This is a genomic window from Thermococcus thioreducens, assembly GCF_002214545.1.
GTDB lineage: Archaea > Methanobacteriota_B > Thermococci > Thermococcales > Thermococcaceae > Thermococcus > Thermococcus thioreducens.
This window is the reverse complement of record NZ_CP015105.1, coordinates 23,231-43,221: the sequence shown is the minus strand read 5'-3', so window position 1 is coordinate 43,221 and position 19,991 is coordinate 23,231. Positions and strand designations below refer to the sequence as shown.

General features: G+C 53.6%; 20 protein-coding genes. 10 read left to right on the top strand and 10 right to left on the bottom strand.

Annotated elements, in window-relative coordinates:
* The first annotated feature begins 198 nt into the window (after nucleotides 1-198).
* The 4 genes from A3L14_RS00205 to A3L14_RS00190 all read left to right on the top strand — a co-directional run bounded on the left by A3L14_RS00205 (nucleotide 199) and on the right by A3L14_RS00190 (nucleotide 3,182).
* Nucleotides 199-774, top strand: coding sequence for a winged helix-turn-helix domain-containing protein (locus A3L14_RS00205; protein ID WP_055428344.1), 576 nt, complete (start codon nucleotides 199-201; stop codon nucleotides 772-774).
* Between the two features lie 24 nt (nucleotides 775-798).
* Nucleotides 799-1,104: a DUF211 domain-containing protein gene (locus tag A3L14_RS00200; protein WP_014788876.1), complete on the top strand. Its 306-nt coding sequence runs from the start codon at nucleotides 799-801 to the stop codon at nucleotides 1,102-1,104.
* A gap of 1 nt (nucleotide 1,105) precedes the next feature.
* On the top strand, nucleotides 1,106-1,663 hold the full coding sequence (locus A3L14_RS00195; protein ID WP_055428343.1) for an ArsR/SmtB family transcription factor: 558 nt from the start codon (nucleotides 1,106-1,108) through the stop codon (nucleotides 1,661-1,663).
* A gap of 145 nt (nucleotides 1,664-1,808) precedes the next feature.
* Nucleotides 1,809-3,182, top strand: coding sequence for an alpha-amylase (locus A3L14_RS00190; RefSeq protein ID WP_055428342.1), 1,374 nt, complete (start codon nucleotides 1,809-1,811; stop codon nucleotides 3,180-3,182).
* Between the two features lie 2 nt (nucleotides 3,183-3,184).
* Here A3L14_RS00190 and A3L14_RS00185 read toward each other — a convergent pair whose 3' ends face one another.
* From A3L14_RS00185 to A3L14_RS00155, 7 genes are all read right to left on the bottom strand, one after another.
* On the bottom strand, nucleotides 3,185-3,829 hold the full coding sequence (locus A3L14_RS00185) for a hypothetical protein (protein WP_055428341.1): 645 nt from the start codon (nucleotides 3,827-3,829) through the stop codon (nucleotides 3,185-3,187).
* A gap of 9 nt (nucleotides 3,830-3,838) precedes the next feature.
* Nucleotides 3,839-5,281: a bifunctional ADP-dependent NAD(P)H-hydrate dehydratase/NAD(P)H-hydrate epimerase gene (locus A3L14_RS00180; RefSeq protein ID WP_055428340.1), complete on the bottom strand. Its 1,443-nt coding sequence runs from the start codon at nucleotides 5,279-5,281 to the stop codon at nucleotides 3,839-3,841.
* A gap of 49 nt (nucleotides 5,282-5,330) precedes the next feature.
* Nucleotides 5,331-5,537: a hypothetical protein gene (locus A3L14_RS11605; protein WP_157628406.1), complete on the bottom strand. Its 207-nt coding sequence runs from the start codon at nucleotides 5,535-5,537 to the stop codon at nucleotides 5,331-5,333.
* Between the two features lie 206 nt (nucleotides 5,538-5,743).
* Nucleotides 5,744-6,010: a hypothetical protein gene (locus tag A3L14_RS00170; protein ID WP_055428338.1), complete on the bottom strand. Its 267-nt coding sequence runs from the start codon at nucleotides 6,008-6,010 to the stop codon at nucleotides 5,744-5,746.
* Nucleotides 6,011-6,077: 67 nt separating this feature from the next.
* Nucleotides 6,078-6,629 carry a [protein ADP-ribosylglutamate] hydrolase gene (locus tag A3L14_RS00165; protein WP_055428337.1) on the bottom strand — a complete coding sequence of 184 codons (552 nt, stop codon included), beginning with the start codon at nucleotides 6,627-6,629 and terminating at the stop codon, nucleotides 6,078-6,080.
* A gap of 184 nt (nucleotides 6,630-6,813) precedes the next feature.
* On the bottom strand, nucleotides 6,814-8,088 hold the full coding sequence (locus tag A3L14_RS00160; RefSeq protein ID WP_055428336.1) for an amidohydrolase family protein: 1,275 nt from the start codon (nucleotides 8,086-8,088) through the stop codon (nucleotides 6,814-6,816).
* A 68-nt stretch (nucleotides 8,089-8,156) separates the two neighbouring features.
* On the bottom strand, nucleotides 8,157-8,930 hold the full coding sequence (locus A3L14_RS00155; RefSeq protein ID WP_055428335.1) for an S-methyl-5'-thioadenosine phosphorylase: 774 nt from the start codon (nucleotides 8,928-8,930) through the stop codon (nucleotides 8,157-8,159).
* 116 nt (nucleotides 8,931-9,046) lie between these two features.
* On the opposite strand from A3L14_RS00155, the gene A3L14_RS00150 reads away from it, so the two are divergent.
* Genes A3L14_RS00150 through A3L14_RS00140 form a run of 3 tightly spaced genes read left to right on the top strand, consistent with a single transcriptional unit; the run spans nucleotide 9,047 to nucleotide 10,434 of the window.
* The gene (locus tag A3L14_RS00150) at nucleotides 9,047-9,259 is read left to right on the top strand and encodes a hypothetical protein (protein WP_055428334.1); all 213 of its coding nucleotides are present in this window, start codon (nucleotides 9,047-9,049) and stop codon (nucleotides 9,257-9,259) included.
* A 56-nt stretch (nucleotides 9,260-9,315) separates the two neighbouring features.
* Entirely contained in the window at nucleotides 9,316-10,044 is a 729-nt protein-coding gene (locus A3L14_RS00145; RefSeq protein WP_055428333.1) for a proteasome assembly chaperone family protein, read from the top strand.
* Between the two features lie 9 nt (nucleotides 10,045-10,053).
* Complete coding sequence (locus tag A3L14_RS00140) at nucleotides 10,054-10,434, top strand: DUF473 domain-containing protein (protein WP_055428332.1); 381 nt, start codon at nucleotides 10,054-10,056, stop codon at nucleotides 10,432-10,434.
* Here A3L14_RS00140 and nucS read toward each other — a convergent pair.
* From nucS to A3L14_RS00125, 3 genes are all read right to left on the bottom strand, one after another.
* Nucleotides 10,431-11,183 (bottom strand): endonuclease NucS, encoded by a 753-nt coding sequence (gene nucS / locus A3L14_RS00135; RefSeq protein ID WP_074631372.1) that lies wholly within the window; start codon nucleotides 11,181-11,183, stop codon nucleotides 10,431-10,433. The two genes, A3L14_RS00140 and nucS, sit on opposite strands and share 4 nt — an antisense overlap.
* A gap of 35 nt (nucleotides 11,184-11,218) precedes the next feature.
* Nucleotides 11,219-13,729: a DNA repair and recombination protein RadA gene (gene radA / locus A3L14_RS00130; RefSeq protein ID WP_055428331.1), complete on the bottom strand. Its 2,511-nt coding sequence runs from the start codon at nucleotides 13,727-13,729 to the stop codon at nucleotides 11,219-11,221.
* A gap of 187 nt (nucleotides 13,730-13,916) precedes the next feature.
* Entirely contained in the window at nucleotides 13,917-14,933 is a 1,017-nt protein-coding gene (locus A3L14_RS00125) for a potassium channel family protein (protein ID WP_074631482.1), read from the bottom strand.
* A 682-nt stretch (nucleotides 14,934-15,615) separates the two neighbouring features.
* On the opposite strand from A3L14_RS00125, the gene A3L14_RS00115 reads away from it, so the two are divergent.
* The 3 genes from A3L14_RS00115 to A3L14_RS00105 all read left to right on the top strand — a co-directional run bounded on the left by A3L14_RS00115 (nucleotide 15,616) and on the right by A3L14_RS00105 (nucleotide 19,991).
* Complete coding sequence (locus A3L14_RS00115; protein WP_055428329.1) at nucleotides 15,616-16,239, top strand: hypothetical protein; 624 nt, start codon at nucleotides 15,616-15,618, stop codon at nucleotides 16,237-16,239.
* A 396-nt stretch (nucleotides 16,240-16,635) separates the two neighbouring features.
* Entirely contained in the window at nucleotides 16,636-17,883 is a 1,248-nt protein-coding gene (locus tag A3L14_RS00110; RefSeq protein ID WP_055428328.1) for an ORC1-type DNA replication protein, read from the top strand.
* Nucleotides 17,883-19,991 carry a DNA-directed DNA polymerase II small subunit gene (locus A3L14_RS00105; RefSeq protein WP_055428327.1) on the top strand — a complete coding sequence of 703 codons (2,109 nt, stop codon included), beginning with the start codon at nucleotides 17,883-17,885 and terminating at the stop codon, nucleotides 19,989-19,991. Before A3L14_RS00110 ends, A3L14_RS00105 begins: the two co-directional genes overlap by 1 nt.

Genomic DNA, 19,991 nt, shown 5'->3' with positions numbered 1-19,991 from the left:
TCCACCTCCGAAGGTTTTTAGGGAGCCCATATTTAAGCCTTCCTCCGCAGATGGGTACATCCGGAAAGGCTGGATATTTTGTCCAGCATGTGTTCTAAGAGGGCATGGATTTTACATATATAAACCTACCGGGGAGCAAAAGAGTTAAATTCTCGAACGTTCAAAAAACCATTAGAACGTTTAAATTGGGTGGTGGGAATGGCGAAGGTGAAGGTCATAACAGACCCCGAAGTAATAAAGCTGATGCTTGAGGACACGAGGAGAAAGATCCTCGGGCTGCTCCGCAACAAGGAGATGACCATCTCCCAGCTGAGCGAGATACTGGGCAAGACTCCCCAGACTATATACCACCACATCGAGAAGCTCAAGGAAGCGGGCCTGGTCGAGGTTAAGAGGACGGAGATGAAGGGCAACCTGGTGGAGAAGTACTACGGGAGAACGGCCGATGCGTTCTACATAAACCTCTACCTCGGAGACGAGGAGCTGAGGTACTTCGCCCGCTCCAGACTGAAGACAAAGCTCGAAGTCTTCAAGGCGCTCGGATACGAGTTTGACGATGAAGAACTCCTCAACACGATGGACGAACTGCTGAAGAAGGAGCACGAGTTTAAGACTGAAATATCCCGGGAGATAGAGGAAAACGAGGACAGGCTCAGGGACTTCTCCAACGAGGACATCATCCACGCCATCGAGTGGCTCGCCATGGCGAGGATGGGGCGCGATGAAGAGGCAATGGAGCTCCTCAAGAGGCTCGGGAAAATACTTAAAAAGTGATGGGGAAAGGAGAAGCGATGGGATATGGCGAAGGGGATACGGCTTCTAGTCCTGGACGTGCTCAAGCCGCACCAGCCCATGGTGACGGAGCTGGCCCTTGGACTCAGCGAGCTTGAGGGCGTCGACGGCGTCAACATAACACTGGTGGAGATAGACAAGGAAACGGAGAACGTCAAGATAACGATGGTCGGCGACAACCTCGACTACGATGAGATAGTCAGAACCATCGAGGAGTTCGGCGGGGTAGTCCACAGCATAGATATGGTCGCGGCGGGCAAAAAGATAGTTGAGGAAGGAGAAACTCCCCAGGACAAGCTGGAGGAGTATTGAGTTGAGGGAAGTTCTCATTATCACCGAGCCCGAAAAGGTCAAGGTTCTCTCCGAGGAGACGCGCTTTAAAATTCTTCAACTACTCAGAGACAGGCCAATGACGATCAACGAGCTCAGCGACGCCATAGGAAAGGACAGAACGACTATATACAGGCACGTGAAAATGCTTGAATCAGCGGGCCTCGTGGAGGAGCTGGAGATTCACGGGAACGAGAGGGTCTACGCAAGGGCGGCGAGGATATTCCTCATAAAAGCGGATCCGGATGAGAGCGTCGAGGAGTTCAGGCAGGACTACCTCCAGGTGGAGGCAGAGAAGCTGGTTCAGATCCTGGAGAAGGCAGGATTCCGGATAGAGGACAGGGAGACGCTCAAGAAACTGGCGAAGGAAGTCCTGAACGAGATAGAGCTCAACTCCCAGCCAATAATCAAAAGAATATCCCAGGCCGACGTTGACCTCACGGAGATAGAGCTCTTCCACCTCCTCAACATGCTGGTCTTCCTCCAGAGCTGCGAACTCTGTGAGAAGGCAAAGGAAGTGAGAAAGCTGGTTGGGTTCTAACTTTTTTACACACCCAACATGAAACATGACGTTTTATTTTTGGCCCCGATTGTAATGAACAATTACGCTCCTTAATGTACATTAACGATAAAGCTTAAATATTTCACCACCGGTGATATATTCTGACCATCAGGTGGTGATTGCCATGGCCAGGAAGGTGACGGTTGCACTTCTCGTGCTTCTGGTAGTTCTCAGCCTCTCGGCAGTTCCGGCAAAGGCGGAGACCCTTGAGAACGGCGGCGTCATAATGCAGGCCTTCTACTGGGACGTCCCGATGGGGGGAATCTGGTGGGACACGATAGCCCAGAAGATACCGGACTGGGCGAGCGCCGGGATTTCGGCGATATGGATTCCCCCTGCGAGCAAGGGCATGAGCGGCGGCTATTCCATGGGCTACGACCCCTATGACTACTTCGACCTCGGCGAGTACTACCAGAAGGGAACGGTGGAAACGAGGTTCGGCTCGAAGCAGGAACTGGTGAACATGATAAACACCGCCCACGCCTACGGCATGAAGGTGATAGCGGACATCGTTATCAACCACCGCGCCGGCGGCGACCTGGAGTGGAACCCCTTCGTGAACGACTACACATGGACAGACTTCTCAAAGGTTGCATCGGGCAAGTACACGGCCAACTACCTTGATTTCCACCCGAACGAGCTCCACGCTGGAGATTCCGGAACATTCGGAGGCTACCCGGACATATGCCACGACAAGAGCTGGGACCAGTACTGGCTCTGGGCAAGCAATGAAAGCTATGCCGCCTATCTCAGGAGCATCGGCATCGACGCCTGGCGCTTCGACTACGTTAAGGGCTACGCTCCCTGGGTCGTCAAGGACTGGCTGAACTGGTGGGGAGGCTGGGCGGTTGGAGAGTACTGGGACACCAACGTTGATGCCCTTCTCAACTGGGCCTACGCGAGCGGTGCCAAGGTCTTTGACTTCCCGCTCTACTACAAGATGGACGAGGCCTTCGATAACAACAACATCCCAGCACTTGTCGACGCCCTCAGATACGGACAGACTGTGGTCAGCCGCGACCCGTTCAAGGCGGTGACTTTCGTGGCAAACCACGACACCGACATAATCTGGAACAAGTATCCAGCTTATGCGTTCATCCTCACCTACGAGGGTCAGCCCATGATATTCTACAGGGACTATGAGGAGTGGCTCAACAAGGACAGGCTCAAAAACCTCATCTGGATACACGACCATCTCGCTGGGGGAAGCACCGACATAGTCTACTACGACAGCGACGAGCTGATCTTCGTGAGAAACGGCTACGGAAGCAAGCCCGGACTGATAACCTACATCAACCTCGGCTCAAGCAAGGCCGGGAGGTGGGTCTACGTTCCGAAGTTCGCCGGCTCCTGCATACACGAGTACACAGGCAACCTCGGCGGCTGGGTGGACAAGTGGGTGGACTCAAGCGGATGGGTCTACCTTGAGGCCCCGGCCCACGACCCGGCCAACGGCCAGTACGGCTACTCCGTCTGGAGCTACTGTGGGGTAGGGTGACATTAATTTTCCACCCTGCACACCTCTTTATTTATCCTCACAACCTCGTCGGTGAGATACGTCCCGTTAATGACCTCCACCTGGCAAAGAAGGGTTCCGTTCGCCCCGGTTATCTCCGCGAAAATTCCCCACGTTCTCCCAACGACCTCAGCGCTCCCGTTCACACAGGTTGTCTCGTTGGAAGTCTCGAAGAGGAAGTAAACGATGGAGTTCCTTTCAATTTTGTAGCCGAGGTAAGTGCCGTTGATGCAGGAACTCAGGGTTATCCTGCTCTTGAGGGCGTCTTCAAGGGTTGAGGAGCAGTTTTCTTCACGGATCACAAATCGTCCGTCCTCAAAACTCGCCCTGCAGTAGAGCATGTCTCCGTCGCGTATCTCCGCCACAACGTAATCGACGGGAAGGTCAAAGGCCTTCACGAACCGAAAGTCCCTTCCACTCCCGCCTGAGCGCCTGAACTTGAAGAGCGCCACGTGGGTGACCTCGTTGGGATAGCCGGCCATAAGCTCCGCACCCTCAAACTCAACTGGAGAGCTGAAGTGAGCCTCGACCTCTATCGGGTACTTCTCCCCTGAAGAGAGAATAAGAAATGAAACCAGAGCCAGGGAGGCAACAACAAGGAAAAGGAAGGCCTTCAAAAAACGCCCCATCGTACCACCTCAGAACTCCATCACCCATCTAACCGCGTGCGGCACCTTCTTCGCAACCTCTAAAGCAGTGAAGTTCTCGCCGAGCTCTTCCTTCACCATGTCCCCGGCAAGGCCGTTGAGGAAGGCGCCAACGGAAGCGGCCCTTAGCGGCTCGTTGCCGAGTGCAAGGAGTGCTCCAACCAGGCCCGCTAAAACGTCCCCGGTTCCCCCGGTGGTCATGCCCCTGTTACCGGTTCTGTTGTACTTCCAGGTTTTTCCGTCGCTGATGATGTCGTAAGCACCTTTGAGCAGGATAACGCCGCCAATTTCCCTTGCCTTCGCCCTCACGAGCTCTGCTTTTTCCTGGAAGGAACCCTCTGGCTTCACGCCAAAGAGGACCTTGAACTCGCTACCGTGGGGAGTTAGAACGAAGGTCTTGCCCTTGAGAACACCCAGATCCTCGGCCACCGCCTTCAGGCCATCGGCGTCTATGACCAAAGGCTTTTCGCAGCGCTTTACAAATTCCCTGACGAACTCATTAGTTTCTTCGGCGAGACCGATTCCCGGGCCGATGACGACGGCATCGGCCTTTTCAGCTATGCTCAGGAGTTCATGAACGTGCCCCGGCGAGAAGTTTTTCCCCTCAACCGGCCTGAGTATCAGATCGGGGTCGCTTATCCGTTTCGCCGGTTCGGAGGGCATCGCTAAGTAAACCAAATCGACGAGGTAGCTCGCCCCCTTGGAAGCAAGGTAAGGAGCACCGTAATAGCTGGAACTCCCACCGATGATGAGCAGTTTACCGTTCTGACCCTTGTGCTCGCCCTTCTTCCTTAAAGCGAACTTTGCACCACCTGGGCCGACGAGGTGGTAGAGCTCCTTCGGATAGCCTATCTTAACCACAACACGCTCGAAGCCCTCATACTCCTCCTTGTCCCACTGGAAGGTCACCGCGAAGTCGGCATTGACGCGAACCGAGGATGGATAACCGCTCGGCAGATCAACGCTAACTATCCTCGCCCTTCCCGCGTATTCGTTAATCTTCTCTATCGCAGAGCGTATCGGTTCGCGCGGCTCGCCCCTCGTGCCGGCCCCGAGGAGAGCATCAACGATAACGTCAAAGCCAGACAAATCAAGGGCTTTAATGTATGCCGAGTCCCTAAGAACCTTGATTTTCACGAAGTCCAGGCCCTTGAGTATCTCCCAGTTGTGCCTAGCTTCCTCGCTCCTTATCTTCGTCTCATCTCCGACGAGGAATAGGGCGACATCGTTCTCGAAGCTGAGATGCCGGGCGGCAACAAATCCGTCGCCGCCGTTGTTGCCGGTGCCGGAGAAGACCGCCACCCTCAGCCCTGTTCCAAAGCGCTCCTCTATAACTCTGGCAACGCTCGCTCCGGCGTTCTCCATGAGCTGGTAAGGGGTAATCCCGAGCCACTCCGCGTTGATGTCCCAGATGTAAACGTCCTCGATGCGCATGAGCACCACCAGGGGAATTTGGGCATCAGTGGTTAAGGGGTTTTCCCCGCTAGGACGAAATCAAAACGAGAAGCAAACCTGAGGGGGCTGTGATATACCAAAAAAGGGCAAAGAGGAGAAGTCCAACATATCCGCTCTTAACGAGCGCGTAGGGAAACTCAAAAATGATGGCGATGATGAAATAACCCATGAGAAGTTTGAATGGAAACCCTCCCTTTCTGAGGACTATCAGCAGGTGGGCCTCGACGATGCCCATTAAGATAGGATAAGTCAGGATTAAAAACCTGGGAAGGTGCAGAAGGAGCTGTGCGTTGTAAAAAAGCGCCAGACCGAGAGCCGAATCGAGGAGCGTAACGAAGCGAAAACCGAGCCGGAAGAGGATAAGAACAGGCAACCAATGAAAAAAGGGAGGATTGTTCCTTCCAGTCATGCTATTCTCACGTCCCATAGACGATGCACCCGTTATTTCCTGTCAGATTTTTCCGTTCCGCTGGACGAGAAATACCAGAGGACGGAAAAGAAAACAACGGAAACGACGAAAATCATGACGAGCATGTCAACGCTGCTTATACCCGGCGGCTCAGGCCAATGGGCCGATGAGCACAGCCCCGTTGATGCACATGCCAGCTTCCGGATGGCGTAGTAGATAACCAGAAAGCCCGAGAGGAACAGCATGATAAATCCAAGGGCAAGCTTTCTGATGAGTTCCTCAACCCTCTCGCAAGACATTGCACTCCTAGCAAATTTTTTAACTCGAAGATTTATATACCTTTCTACAGCATAAAGTTTAAAGTGCTCAGCCCAAACCGAGGGTTTCAACCGCGGTTCTGTAATCCCTCTCCGAGTACAGCACAAGGTAAACCCTCTCAACGCTCATTGCTTCCGTCGAGAACCCCTCCACAACCTCCTTGAACGTCCTCACGACCCCCTCCAAGGGACAGCCGTAGATACCGGCGCTTATGGCCGGAAAAGCCACGCTCCTGATGCCAAGCTCATCGGCCTTCCTCAGTGCGCCGAGGATGGCTTTCCTGAGCTTCTCCTTCTTGTTCTCGTCCCAGCGACCGCCGCAGTATGGCCCGACCGTGTGGATGACGTACCTGATTCCGTATTTCTCAAGCCTCATAGCCGGAGTAACGACGACCTCTCCGTGCTCAATGGAGCCCTTTCCGAGCTGCTCCCTCATCGCCTCCTTGCTTATTCTGATGTACTCGCGGGCATTTCCAGCGGCGGCCTTAGCTATTGCATAGGCGACGCCACCGCCGTGTTCCAGATAGCGGTTGGCGGCATTGACTATGGCCTCCGCCGGAAAGCGGGTTATGTCCCCACGGACAATCTCGAAGGAGACCATCGGGCTCACCGTTTTAGGGATTACTCAGAGGGATTTAACCCTTGCGCGATTTATTACTATGATTTGCCTTACAACATCTCTCCTCTCCAAGCTTTGCTCTTCGGGACGGAGAGGAGGGCAGTGGAAGACCAACATGGAGAAAAAGAGATGAGGTGAACGTCGATCCGGACTGGCTAGCCAGTCTTTAGGCCAGCTTTTCTATCGTTTTTTCGGCCTCGTCAATTATCTTCTCCTCGTCGAGCGTGAGCACTTCCCTGTCGAGCATTAGGATTTTTCCGTCGACTATCGTAGTCTCGACGTCGCTACCGGTGGCGGAATAGACAAGGTGGCTTATCACGTTGTTAATCGGCCTCAAGTGGGGCTGGTTGAAGTCGATGATTGCTATGTCCGCCAAATAGCCCTCCTTTATGACTCCGGCGTTGAGGTGCAAAGCCCTGGCCCCATTGAGGGTCGCCATCCTGAAGACAGTTTTAGCATCGGCAACCGTTGGATCGAGGTTGTGCACCTTGTGGAGGAGAGCCGCTAACTTCATCTCGTCGAGCATGTCGAGGTTGTTGTTGCTTGCGCTTCCATCGGTGCCGAGGCCAACGTTCACACCCGCGTTGAGCAGCCTCTGGAGGGGCATCACGCCGCTCGCGAGCTTCATGTTTGAGCCGGGATTGTGGGCAACGGTGACGCCGTGCCTCGCGAGTATTTGGATGTCCCTGCTGTCGAGCCAGACGCCGTGGGCGATGATGACGTCGCTCCCAAAGAAGCCGATTTCATCGAGCAAAACCACGGGGCTCTTGCCGTAGCGCTCGCTTATCTGGCCGATCTCCGCCATAGTCTCGCTCACGTGGATGGTGATGAGCTTGCCGTGCTCGTTCGCGAGCCTTCTGACCTCCCTGAGGAGGGCTATGGAGCAGGTGTACGGTGCGTGAGGCCCGAAGACGAAGTGAACCCTATCGGAGCCGAGCTTCTCTATGAATTCCATCACCCTGAGGGCCTCTTTGAGCTCCTTCTCGGTCTTCTCGGGGTCACCGAGGTCTATCATCCCATAGGAGAGGTAGCCCCTGAGGCCAGACTCAAGGACAACCTCCGCAACGGCGTCCATGAAGAAGTACATGTCGAGAAACGTGCTGGTTCCGCCCTTTATCATCTCCAGCGCGCCGAGGTATGCCCCAACCTTGGTGTACTCCCGCGTGAGCTTCGCCTCCCGAGGCCATATGTGGTTCTGGAGCCAGTCCATAAGGGGCAGATCGTCAGCCAAACCGCGGAAGAGGCCCATTGGAGAGTGTGTGTGGAGGTTGACGAAGGCCGGAGAGACAACGCGCCCCTTGGCGTCTATGACCGTGTCAGCGGACTCATTGATGCCCTTTGCAACCTTAACAATCCTGTTGTCCTCGATCAGAACGTCGGCCTCGATGATTTCGAAATTCTCGCCGTAGACAACGTAACCGTTCTTGATGAGAATGCTCATGACCATCCCCCCTGTTTTAAAGGGGTGTGTTTCCGGTGGAAGTTAAAAATGTGTCGGAGAAGAAAAGATCAAACGAACATAGTCTTCAGAACCTCTGCACAGCCGCACTTCCTCTCCTCGGGGATCCTGGGAACGGCCTTCTTGAGCAGTTCCTGAACCTTGTAGTTGTTTTCCTTCATCACCTTGAGAACCTCCTGAGCGTCAACGGGCTTGTCAGCCCAGACGTCGTAGTCGGTAACGGTCGCTATGTTTGCATAGCACATTCCAAGCTCCCTGGCGAGGTTTATCTCCGGCACGAGGGTCATGCCAATGATGTGGGCGTACTGCCTGAACATGAAGCTCTCAGCGCGCGTTGAGAACCTCGGGCCTTCAATGCAGACGTAGGTGCCCTTTTCGTGGACGGAAAAGCCGAGCTCTTTTGCCGTCTCGTAGAATATCCTCCTCATCTCAGGGCAGAATGGGTCGGCCATGCTCACGTGGGCAACGCGGGGCCCATTGTAGAAGGTGTAGTCACGCTTTTTGGTGAAGTCAATGAACTGGTCTGTTATGACGATGTCGCCGGGCTTGTACTCCTCGCGGAGGGAGCCGACGGCGGTGATCCCGATAACCCTCTCAACGCCGAGCTCCTTGAGGGCCCAGATGTTTGCCCTATAGGGAACCTCGTGCGGAGGGAACTCGTGGTGCTTGCCGTGTCTCGGGATAAAGGCGACCTCAACGCCCCCTATCTCCCCTATTTCCACTGGAGCGGAAGGCCTGCCGTAGGGGGTGTGGACCTTCACTGTTTCCTTGGGCTCGAAGACGCCGTAGACGCCGGAACCGCCGATGATACCTATCTTCGGCATGGTCATCACCGTGTTAAATGCTCGCTCCATGCATATAAGGATTGCTTTTCCAGTGGAAATGAAGCCCGGAACAAAGCTTAAGGCGGAGAAACCCCAAGAGAAATTTGGGGAGATCTATGCTGAACGACCCCGGGACTAAGTGGCTCCTATCATGGACTCTCGCAGGAATCCTCGGCTGGTTCATTGGGACTTTCCTCATGTTCTACCTGCTAGGTTCTGGTATCAGACCTTCGGCCGGCTGGTTTGTGGCCTTTATGGTGGGTTGGATAATCGGTGGCTTCATCTGGTACGAGCGGAGAATAAAGGGGGAACTTAAGGGGAGCACCTAAGCGGGAAACGAAAATTTAATAACCTTTTGGAACTAAATTTCTCCGGGGGTGGTACCGTGGAAAACGGGAGTCCGGTCAAGATAGTTCTGCCGGAGATAAAGAACCCCATCCTGATAGAGGGCTATCCCGGAATAGGCCTGGTCGGCCACATAGCGGCCAACTTCTTAGCCAAAGAACTCGGAATGGAGATGATAGGCTACGTGGAGAGCCCGTTCATCCCGCCCATGGCACTGATCCTCGATGGGAAGCCAAACCCCCCGCTCAGGTTCTACGGGAAGGACAACATAATACTGGCAACAGCCGACATCTACGTGCCCCCAACCCTCGTGAGCGAGATAGCGAGGGAGCTCGTGAGGTACCTCAAAGAGAACAACGCCCGGAAGGTAATATCCCTCGGCGGCATAGGTATAGGGCTCTTCAAGGAGAAGATGGACGTCTGGGGTGTTGGGGCCAAGGAAGAGCTGAACAGGGAGCTTGAGAACCTGGGCGTGAAAATCCTCCAGTACGGCTCGATAATGGGAATGAGCGGGAAGCTCCTCTGGGAGGCGAGCAAGGAAAAACTCGACGCCTACGTCCTTCTCGGCGAGACCTTCGGGGACAGACCCGATCCGAGGGCAGCGGCGAACGTCATAGAGATCCTCAAGAAGCTGACGCCAATAGAGGTCTCAACGGAGCCGCTCATCAAGGAGGCGGAGATGATAGAGGCCCAGCTGAGGAAGATGCACGAGCAGATGGAGCAGGCGAGGAGAAAGGCCGAGAAGCAGTACGAGAGCATCTACCTGTGAGGTGGGAGTATGGAGGCGATAACCCTCGCCGGAATCGCGAGACGAGTTCTCGATGAGCTTTTGAGGAGCCCGTACAAGACACTTGAACTAAGGAGCGCGAGGAACGTTATTGCACTTGAAAGAGCTAAAGAGCTTGGAAGGGTCTTCCTCACCTACGAGACCTTCCAAGACGTCACCGTGGGCACGGAGGGACTCCTGGCGGAGATACTCCGCCTGGAGAGCATGGAGCAGAGGATTCCATGGGAGGATAGCGACGAGAGAGAAGTGACAGTGTGCCGGGCACAGGTGAAGCTCCTCGGCCTCGGCAGGATAGTTGAGGTGAGGAAGAGGAACTCGGTGCTTGTGGTCAGGGTTCGCGAGATGTTGCCGCAGGAGATGGACATAGGCTAAAACAGGGTTTTCTGTCTGCCCCTTCCGAACTTTTCCCTCTTCGGCGGCTGAACCCTTCTGAACTCAAGGCCCTCCTTTTCGAGGAGCTTCTTTGCACCAGCGGTAAGGGACGGTGCTACCAGTATCCCCCTCACAGTCTCGTGTTCTCTTTTCAGCGCTTCAACGTAGCGCTTAAGCTGGCTGACGGCATGGAGGTCAGCCTTCCTGCGCTTCAGCTCAAGGACGACGAGGTTTCCGTCCCTATCGCGCCCCAGAATGTCCACTATGCCGTGGCCGATCTGCTTCTCCCGGAAGAGAGGCTTGAAGCCCGGCTCGATAAGCTCAGGGTTCCGGAATACCATCTCCGCCATCTCTGCCTCGCTTCCGGTCAAGGCAAGCTCCTCATAGTCCTCAGCCTTGAACAGGGAGATCAGATAGACTTCCTCAAGCTCGACTTCAAGTATCTCCTTCGGCTTTCGCCGGACAGAGCGGAGGACTAGAATCCCATCGCGCTCCTCCATCATCACGAAGCTCCCCGGCGGCTGCCAGTTGACGGGTTCCCTCTTCCTGCTCTGGTGGATGAGGAAGGCACCATCGGGCTTGATTATTATCACCCTGTCGCCGGAGCCGAGCTCGCTCTTGGCCCTTCCATCGTAGTGAACCTTACATCGGGCGAATATCGTCAGCATTGCCTCGGCTGACAGGGCAGAATCAACCATCCTCATGAGCTCATCGCGGGAGGGGTTCTGAACGGCCTCAACTTTTGACATGGGACGAAGTAAAGAAGAGGGGTTAAAAAGCTAACTCAGTCCTCGACGCCCTTGTCAGTTATCCTGAAGATCGCCTCACCCTCTGGAAGGTGCGGGCTGTCTATAAGCCTGGCGACGCGCTTCCCGGCCTTACCTTTCCTGAGATATATCCTAAGGGTCGCGCTGTGGGCCAGGATGTGACCGCCAACGGGCCTCGTTGGGTCACCGAAGAAGGCATCGGGCTTCGCCTGCACCTGGTTGGTAACGAAGACCGCTATGTCGTAGAGGTCCGCTATCCTGTGCAGATCCGAGAGGTGCTTGGCCAGCTTCTGCTGTCTCTCCGCTAGAGTCCCCCTGCCGACGTACTCGCTCCTGAAGTGGGCCATGAGAGAATCGACGACGAGGAGCTTCACTGGCCTGTCTGTCTCGGCCTTCTCCTTGATTATCTCTTCCGCCTTCTCGATGAGGAGCATCTGGTGGTTGCTGTTGAAGGCCCTGGCCACGTAGATGTTCTTGAGCGTCTCATCGGGGTCAAGGCCTCGGTTCTCGGCGATCTGCCTTATTCTCTCGGGCCTGAAGGTGTTCTCGGTGTCTATCCAGATGACCGAACCGTGGAGGCCGCCCTCTTCCTCGGGGAGCTGAACCATCACCGCGAGGGTGTGGGCCAGCTGGGTGTTGTGGAGGACGAGGCCGTTCGGGGCTATGAAGTTGTGAGTCTCTGGAACAACGAGGTCGTAGACCCAGTCGTTGTATTCAACCAGTTCAACGGACTTTACCTCGTAGAACTCCAGCTTTTTGACGAGCTCAATAAATTCAATGGCTTTTCTGGCAATCTTCTCGTGCTCTTCAATCTCACGCAGGAGAGCCGAGACCACCCTACCCCTAAGGGGTTCGCGCTTTGGAAGTCCTCTCGTACGGTAGTTCGAAATCTGCCTATCGGTAAAGCCATACTTCCTGAGAACCGTCCACGGGAACGGAAGCTCTGGTTTCTCCCCGTTTTCAATTGCTTTCTTTGTGAGTTCAAGCCTGTTGAGAGCATCCCTGAAGTAGTCAGAGATCCTTTCGAGGGTTCTCTCGGTGAACCAGACGTTCTTACTGCGTGTCAGAATGTGGTATGCAGTTTCACCCTCCCTCTTTGGCAGCCTGAATTCAGAGTAAAGGGCAGAGAGGTACCTGGCCACTGCCGGGGGATAACGACCAACGCCGCCCCCAGGTAGCTCCGAGTTCTTGATGAGGGAAACCTCAAGAACAGAGCTGAAGGAAGCCCTGTCCTCACCAGTTATGAAAATCCTGTAGTAGGTTTCTCCGTTTATGACCTTCTCGGAGACCGTTGGGGAAATCCCGAGGCGCTTCAGCAGGAAGACGAGGCCTTCCATAAGGTCTTTGCTCTTGGTGACGAACTCAATGTGGGATCCGGCAACGTGGCCATCACCGTCGAGGTAGCCGGCGAGGAAGCTGGTTACTGCCCTCTCATCCCCGTTGAGTATTTCCTCTGGAACGGATTTTGTCTCGGCCGTTGACGCCGCGATGCCGCCGAGCCACTCGGCGGTCTTCTTCCTAAGGAGTATCCTGTAAAGGCCGCGTCTCATCTCAACGGTGGGGTCGTAGCCGTCGTACTTCCTGATGAACTCCACTATGAAATCCCTGAGCTTCTCCGAGGACGTTGTTATCGAGAGCGGGTTGGATGTACCCTCAGCGACAAAGAGACCGAGGAAGTACGCCTTCTCCTCTAGAACTTCCAGAGAATTTGCAGGAACCTTGCGGATCCCGACCACAACGTCGCCTTCCCTAAGCTCCCCAGCACGAACCCACTGGAGGCCGTTTCTAAAGACAAGAACAGGATGAACTGCGGTTATCCGGAGCTTCCGCCCCCGGGAGAGGTTAAGATGAAGTATTTTCCTGACCCGCTCGCGGTACAGATAAGATGCCTTAGTGCGCTTTATTTCTCCGGTCGCAGGATCAAAAGTGTAGACACTGACGGTTTCCAGTGGAACCGCAAAGCCAGTGTCAAAGGGAACTTCCCCGCCCAAGGCCCTGTACTTCTCGTACATCTCCTCAATGGTCTCAAAGTGAACCAGGGTGTCGTTCTCATAATAAACTTTCGTGTCCTTGGCAAAGCACTTCCCGCTACCGAACTCTCCAAAGACCTCTGTTATAGCCTGGGTCTCGACCCCACCGCCGACGAGCTTGTCGAGGCTCTTGCTTCCAGTGGAAATCCTGCCTATAGTCTTCCTCTTCTCCATGTACTCATCTGCTCTCATGAAGGTTCCGATGTTTGCCGCTTCCCTTGCGGCCTGGATTATCTTGAGGGCCGCACCCTCACTTATGCCAGCTATCTCCTTGAGCTCCATTGGAGATGCAACAGCTATGGCCTCGATGCTGTCGTAGCCAGCCTCGCGGAGCTTCTCGGCAGTGGCTGGCCCAACACCAGGGAGGTCTTCAAGGGTCTTTATTTCCTTCTCCTTCTTTTTCTTGGTTGAGCTTGATGGTGACTCCTCAACGATGTCGAGCTCCTCAAACTCTTCGAGCTCTTTTATTTCATCGTCAGCCTTCTTCTTCCGTGGCATCTCACTCACCCTCTACACCTACCTTTCATAGGGGTAAAAAGTCAAAGGGTTATATACTTTTCTTTCCGATGGAGAGGTGGCTGAAACTGCCATGTGTTAAGAAATATTGCAAATCCCTGCCCCCGAAGAACCGTTATGCGCTGAAACAGGGCATGTGGTGGAGTACAAAGGGAATAAAGCAACACCATCAATTTTTTCCACTGGAAGAGCCGGACCGTATAACGATCAGTTTGGATCCCTTAGGGATTCTCTCGTCCAGTGCAGGGCTGAGGACGGGCCTTTCCCAGTAGTAGCCAAGGAGGAAGTAGCCCTCCTCACGGAGGCGCTTCATGGCCTCGACGTATGGGACACCCCAGAGGTTCTTACGCTCCAGAACGGAGATGTCATAGCCACCTGTTGATGTGGTAAGATCATCTATGACGTCTACCACTTCCGGCTCGAAAACGGAGCTGGCGAGAAGCCTTCCCGCGAGGCTCCTGCTGAGTATCACCCTATCGGCTCCGGCCCCCTTGAGAAGCTCCAGGCTCTCCCCACGGAGGGCCTCGACGAAGACCTTCGCGTTAGACATGCGCTTCACCATGAGGGTCGTGAAGACGGACTTCGAGTCGTCCTCCAGGGCGAGGATGACGTAGGAAGCCTCTCTCACATGGGCGCGCTCCAGCGTTTCCGGATTCGTCGGGTCGCCTATGAGAACCTCCACTTCCTCTGGAAGCTCGACCTTCTTCCTCTCACTTTCATCTGGAAAGACCACCACTATGGGTCGCATCTCCACCTCTCCACTGGAAATCGCCGCCATGAGTTCATCCACGCAGCTCGGGATGCTGCTCCCCCGACCGATTATCACGTAGTGCCCGGAATAGTTGACCCTGTGCATGCCCATCATCCTCCTTAGAGACGATGAAATAAAGTATTCGGCCAGAATTGAAACAAGGGCCGTAAAAGTGGAGATTCCGGCAACGGCAGCGACCATAGCCACCGCGCGCCCGGCCTCGGTCTGGGGTGTTATATCACCGTACCCGATCGTGGCCATCGTTATGACCGCCCAGTAAAAGGCCGTGTAAAAGCCCACGTTCTCGAAATACATGAACAGAAACGCGAAAACAACCGCCAGCAGGAGCACAAGGGTGGCTATCTGCAGGAGCCGGTTCCTGCTGACCTTGACCTTCATTCTGAGGAGTCTCCGCACTAGGGGTACCGGAATCATGGTGTACACTATGATGCCTACTTTAAAAAATTATCACCCATGTCCCCACACATCCACGGATGGACTCATTTTTCCAGTGGAAACGAAGGTCTTTTTCGATGCCCATCTGAAAGACCCCCCAGAGTTCCATTTCCACTGGAACCCAGTTTTGGAGATGGACGGATTTAAGCGGACAGTTTATAGAAAGGGCAATTTATAAAGCGGATTACAAATGCCAAATCCACAATTTTTAAATAATGCTGGATTCGTGATGAACTAGTTTTCATCACTACAATTGATTGCATGATTTTTATGAACATTGTTCATGAAAAAATATAAATACCAGAAGTCGTAGACAGAACGGGAGAGTTTCACCATAGATTCAAGAAAAGAGGCGAGTAGCATATCCGTGTTCCACAGGAAACAAAACTCCCGGGGGTCATGTTTTGTTAACGATTTATCAAAGATGATAACAATTCTGTTTTCTCAAAATGTCTAGATAGTTGCTCTGATGGACTTGTATGGATATCCACAAGAGTACATTCTTCCTTCAGTGGAAGTGATGGAATGCCCCACTGATCCATTTACAAACAGAAACTCTTGATGTACATTACTGTACTCAGAACCCCTTTGCTTCCTGTGGAGACTCTGCTTCGGGTGCAATATTATTAACCCCTTTGACAAATTTGTATCGGTGGTTCGCATGGAGGATATTGAAACTCTGGTTGTGGGGTGGTTGAAGGCTGGCAATGACAATGCAGAAGACATCGTTGATCTGCCATGGTCCGTTAGGGAAATGCGGCCGGGAATGTACGTGGCGGAGCATCCGAGGATGCCCTTCTCCCTGCTGGTGGCCTTCTCGGAGGACTTTATACACCTGCTGGTGCCTCTGGGCTTGGAGACGTTCTCCATGACAAAGGACGAGAAGCTTAAGGTCTACCACACCCTCCTGCGTCTCAACGACCAGGTGAACCTCATGAAGTTCACTCTCTCGGGCATGGATGATGATGTTTACCTCCGCGTTGATTTGGATAAGAAGACCCTCGGAAAGGAGGAGTTCAACGACGCCCTGACGTCGCTCTTAATAGGGCTTATGTCTGCCGTCTCAGCGCTGGGCCTTGAGGAGGCCTTTGCGAAGGAACTCTTTGACCGCATCGTGGGGATGGTCTTGGAGAGGGTTGAACGCGGCGCCAGCAGGGATGAGCTCATGAGGTTCCTAACTGTTAAGGTTGGGATGAGTGTGGAAGATGCCAAGAATCTGCTCGACGAAGTATTTGCGGCCAAGAAGGAAATGGAGGAGCGGGGAAAGGATGTTGGTTATTTCTGAGCTTTTTATTCCCCAGTGATTTTTCCATGTGGGTATTTTCTTCTGATCCGTTTGCACTAACGGCTCCTCGACGCCGTTTAGGGTTATATCTGGGGAACTGGGCGACAAAGAATGGTGATTCGGCCTTATTTTCATTGATTATCTCTTTTATTTTCCACCTGCCTTTTTACATTCGCCTGTTCAACAAGGCATATAAACCCCTTGGCTCGACTATCTATGCTTTCCTCTGCATCCGGTGCTTCCTCTGGAGCACATGTTTGATGTTCAGGATCTCTTCGATAGAATTGGCTAATTGGCAACTATAAAATATAACATTGTCATATGTTTAATAAATGTTGGACCTCATGAATAAAGATCAGCGGTAGGGCTGGATTTCCAGTGGAGTGGGTGGTGTCCATGGACGACAATTACCTTGATTCAATCTTTGAGAAGTACCTTCACGCCAAGAAGATCTTTAAGAATAAGGAGGTTCTCAGGCACAGCTACACGCCCAGGGAGCTTCCTCACAGGCGTGAGCAGATTGAGAACCTTGCCCATATCCTCGTTCCCGTTCTCCGTGGAGAAACACCTTCCAACGTTTTCGTCTATGGGAAAACCGGAACCGGTAAGACTGTGACCATCAAGTTCGTGACTGAGGAACTTAAGAAGATATCCCAGAAGTATAACGTCCCCGTGGATGTTATCTACGTCAACTGTGAGATAGTCGACACTCAGTACCGCGTCCTGGCCAACATTGTAAACTACTTCAAGCTTGAGAGCGGTGTCGAGGTTCCCCTCGTCGGCTGGCCGACTGATGAGGTCTACGCCAAGCTCAAGGAGGTTATAGATGCCAAGGAACGCTTCGTTATAATTGTGCTGGACGAGATAGACAAGCTCATCAAGAAGAGCGGCGACGATATACTGTACTCCCTGACGAGGATAAACACGGAGCTTTCCAAAGCCAAAGTCAGCATAATCGGCATTTCCAACGACCTAAAATTCAAAGAGTACCTCGATGCCCGTGTTCTCTCAAGTCTGAGTGAAGAGGAAGTCGTCTTTCCGCCCTACGATGCCAACCAGCTCCGTGATATTCTCATGCAGCGTGCAAAGGACGCCTTCAATGAAGGGGTTCTGGACGACGGCGTTGTTCCCCTATGTGCGGCTTTGGCGGCTAGAGAACACGGCGATGCCCGGCGCGCCCTTGACCTTCTCCGCGTGGCCGGTGAGATAGCCGAGCGTGAGGGGGCCAGCAAGGTCACTGAGAGGCACGTATGGAAGGCCCAGGAGAAGATCGAGCAGGACACGATGGAGGAGGTTATAAAGACCCTTCCGCTCCATTCGAAGGTCCTCCTCTACGCCATAGTTCTCCTCGACGAGAACGGCGAGCTTCCGGCAAACACCGGTGACGTTTACTCCGTTTACAAGTCCCTCTGCGACCACATAGACCTCGAACCCCTTACTCAGAGGCGCGTGAGCGACCTTATAAACGAGCTCGACATGCTCGGTATCATCAACGCCAAAGTCGTCAGCAAGGGCCGCTATGGGAGGACCAAGGAGATCCGCCTGAACGTAACCCCTTATAAGGTTAAGAACATATATCGCCATGACCACCAGCTCCAGACCGTGCTGACAATCAGCATGTCCCGCCAGAGGAGGCTGCTCTGATGGGTCTGATCGAGGATTTAATGGCTAACAACTATCTAATCACCCCATCGGCTTACTATCTTCTAGTTGATGCCTATAAGAGAGACTTCACGCTCGCGGAGCTGATAAAGTTTGCAAAGGCAAAGGGGACCTTCATGATAGACTCTGCACTGGCAAAGGAGTTCCTGTCGCAGAAGGGTGTCTCTCCAATGGAAAGTCCGACCGAGTCTCCGTCCCAAGGGGGGCCCTCCCTTGAGGAATACATCTTGCCTGACTCGACTCCGAGTGTGGAAATATCTGAAGAATCGCCTTCTTCAAGCAAATCTGCGGAGTCTGCATCTTCTCGGGCGGAAACGGCCGAGAAGGTTCTTTCTTCTGGTGAGGATTTCCGAACGTCTATTTCCACTGGAACTGCCTCTGAAAGCGGCAATGAAACATATGAAATTCCGGAATCTGGGGAAAATGATGGCAGTTTTTCTGGGGGAGAGAGTTTCATTTCCACTGGAGATGTCGAGACCGCCGGCGCCGGAGGGGACTTCGAATCTGAAACCGGAGTTACGAAGTCTCCCTTATCGGGGGCTTCAGATGAAAGCCTTCCCGTGGAAAGTGAAGCCGTCGTTGAGGAGGCTCTCCCCGAAAACGGCAACGGCTATAATAACGGCTACGTTAACGTGGATGAAAACGGAAACGGGGTTAAGCCCAAGGTGGTCTACGGAGACTACGGGGTGCCCATTGCATACGTCGGCGATGAGGTTCCAGAGGAGGAGAAGAGCTACTCTGTCTACTCAGATTTCAAAATCTCCCCCGTGGAGGGCTTTCACTATAGGGCGAAGGAGATATCCGACGACTATGAGGTAGTCTTCGATGTAAAGAACGTTAAATTTGCCCTTCCCAAGGCCAAAAATGCTGCCGGCAAAGAGGGGGACATCATAATCAAGGTCTACTCCGACTACTTCAGGAGCAGGCTCAGGAAGATGCGTAGAATCCTCCGGGAAAACCCGGAGATAGGTGGTGTAATCGACATAGCCAAGCTGGGATACGTGCGGGGGGAGGACGAGGTAACCATCATTGGTCTCGTGAACAGCAAAAAGGAAACCGCCAGGGGATTTATGTTTGAGGTTGAGGACAACACAGGTGTTATCAAAGTTTTCATAAACCGCAACAACGAGGAGAGCCAGAAGTTCTTTCAGATAATGCCCGATGCGGTGGTGGCCTTCAGGGGGCGATACTCTGGAAGGGGAATATTCTTTGCGAACAGGATTTATCTCCCTGACGTTCCCAAGTTCAAACGCGAAAAGCCGCCCCTTGAGGAGAAGGTTTACGCAGTTCTTCTAAGCGACATTCACGTCGGTTCGAACAAGTTCTGCGAGAAGGCATTCATGCGCTTCCTGGAGTGGCTGAATGGAGACGTAAACAACAGGGCCGAGGAGGAGTTCGTCAGCAGGATCAAGTACATGATAATCGCCGGTGACGTTGTCGATGGCATCGGCATCTATCCCGGTCAGTACAACGAGCTTGCCATTCCCGATATTTTCGACCAGTATGAGGCTCTGGCTAATCTTTTGAGCAACGTGCCGCAGCACATAACCATGTTCATCGGCCCGGGCAACCACGATGCGGCCAGAACAGCCCTGCCACAGCCGGGCTTCTACGAGGAGTACGCGAGACCCCTTCTGGAGTTAAAGAACGCGGTCATAATAAGCAATCCTGCTGTGATAAGGCTCCACGGCAGGGACTTCCTCATAGCCCACGGCAGGGGGATAGAGGACGTCGTCACGGCTCTGCCAAACAGGAGCCACCACAGGCCGGCGGAGGCGATGCTGGATCTGCTCAAGCTCCGCCACCTTGCGCCGACCTTTGGGGAGAAGGTGCCTATAGCCCCGGATTCGGAGGATACCCTCGTCATAGAATCCGTTCCCGACCTCTTCCAGGCGGGCCACGTCCACGTTATGCAGTACAAGATTTACAACGGGGTTTTTCTTATAAACACGGGCACGTGGCAGGCGCAGACCGAGTTCCAGAAGATGGTCAACATAGTCCCGACCCCTGCGAGGGTTCCGATAATCGACATTGAGACGGCCCGGCTGAGGGCGGTTATAAGGTTCGACCAGTACTGTGAGGGTGTCTGA

Bases quoted from the DNA above. Each gene is read 5' to 3' on its own strand.
- A3L14_RS00205 (WP_055428344.1), top strand. From the start codon at position 199: ATGGCGAAGGTGAAGGTCATAACAGACCCCGAAGTAATAAAGCTGATG.
- A3L14_RS00200 (WP_014788876.1), top strand. From the start codon at position 799: ATGGCGAAGGGGATACGGCTTCTAGTCCTGGACGTGCTCAAGCCGCAC.
- A3L14_RS00190 (WP_055428342.1), top strand. From the start codon at position 1,809: ATGGCCAGGAAGGTGACGGTTGCACTTCTCGTGCTTCTGGTAGTTCTC.
- A3L14_RS00185 (WP_055428341.1), bottom strand. From the start codon at position 3,829: ATGGGGCGTTTTTTGAAGGCCTTCCTTTTCCTTGTTGTTGCCTCCCTG.
- A3L14_RS00180 (WP_055428340.1), bottom strand. From the start codon at position 5,281: ATGCGCATCGAGGACGTTTACATCTGGGACATCAACGCGGAGTGGCTC.
- A3L14_RS11605 (WP_157628406.1), bottom strand. From the start codon at position 5,537: ATGGGCATCGTCGAGGCCCACCTGCTGATAGTCCTCAGAAAGGGAGGG.
- A3L14_RS00170 (WP_055428338.1), bottom strand. From the start codon at position 6,010: ATGTCTTGCGAGAGGGTTGAGGAACTCATCAGAAAGCTTGCCCTTGGA.
- A3L14_RS00165 (WP_055428337.1), bottom strand. From the start codon at position 6,629: ATGGTCTCCTTCGAGATTGTCCGTGGGGACATAACCCGCTTTCCGGCG.
- A3L14_RS00160 (WP_055428336.1), bottom strand. From the start codon at position 8,088: ATGAGCATTCTCATCAAGAACGGTTACGTTGTCTACGGCGAGAATTTC.
- A3L14_RS00155 (WP_055428335.1), bottom strand. From the start codon at position 8,930: ATGCCGAAGATAGGTATCATCGGCGGTTCCGGCGTCTACGGCGTCTTC.
- A3L14_RS00150 (WP_055428334.1), top strand. From the start codon at position 9,047: ATGCTGAACGACCCCGGGACTAAGTGGCTCCTATCATGGACTCTCGCA.
- A3L14_RS00140 (WP_055428332.1), top strand. From the start codon at position 10,054: ATGGAGGCGATAACCCTCGCCGGAATCGCGAGACGAGTTCTCGATGAG.
- nucS (WP_074631372.1), bottom strand. From the start codon at position 11,183: ATGTCAAAAGTTGAGGCCGTTCAGAACCCCTCCCGCGATGAGCTCATG.
- radA (WP_055428331.1), bottom strand. From the start codon at position 13,729: ATGCCACGGAAGAAGAAGGCTGACGATGAAATAAAAGAGCTCGAAGAG.
- A3L14_RS00125 (WP_074631482.1), bottom strand. From the start codon at position 14,933: ATGATTCCGGTACCCCTAGTGCGGAGACTCCTCAGAATGAAGGTCAAG.
- A3L14_RS00115 (WP_055428329.1), top strand. From the start codon at position 15,616: ATGGAGGATATTGAAACTCTGGTTGTGGGGTGGTTGAAGGCTGGCAAT.
- A3L14_RS00110 (WP_055428328.1), top strand. From the start codon at position 16,636: ATGGACGACAATTACCTTGATTCAATCTTTGAGAAGTACCTTCACGCC.
- A3L14_RS00105 (WP_055428327.1), top strand. From the start codon at position 17,883: ATGGGTCTGATCGAGGATTTAATGGCTAACAACTATCTAATCACCCCA.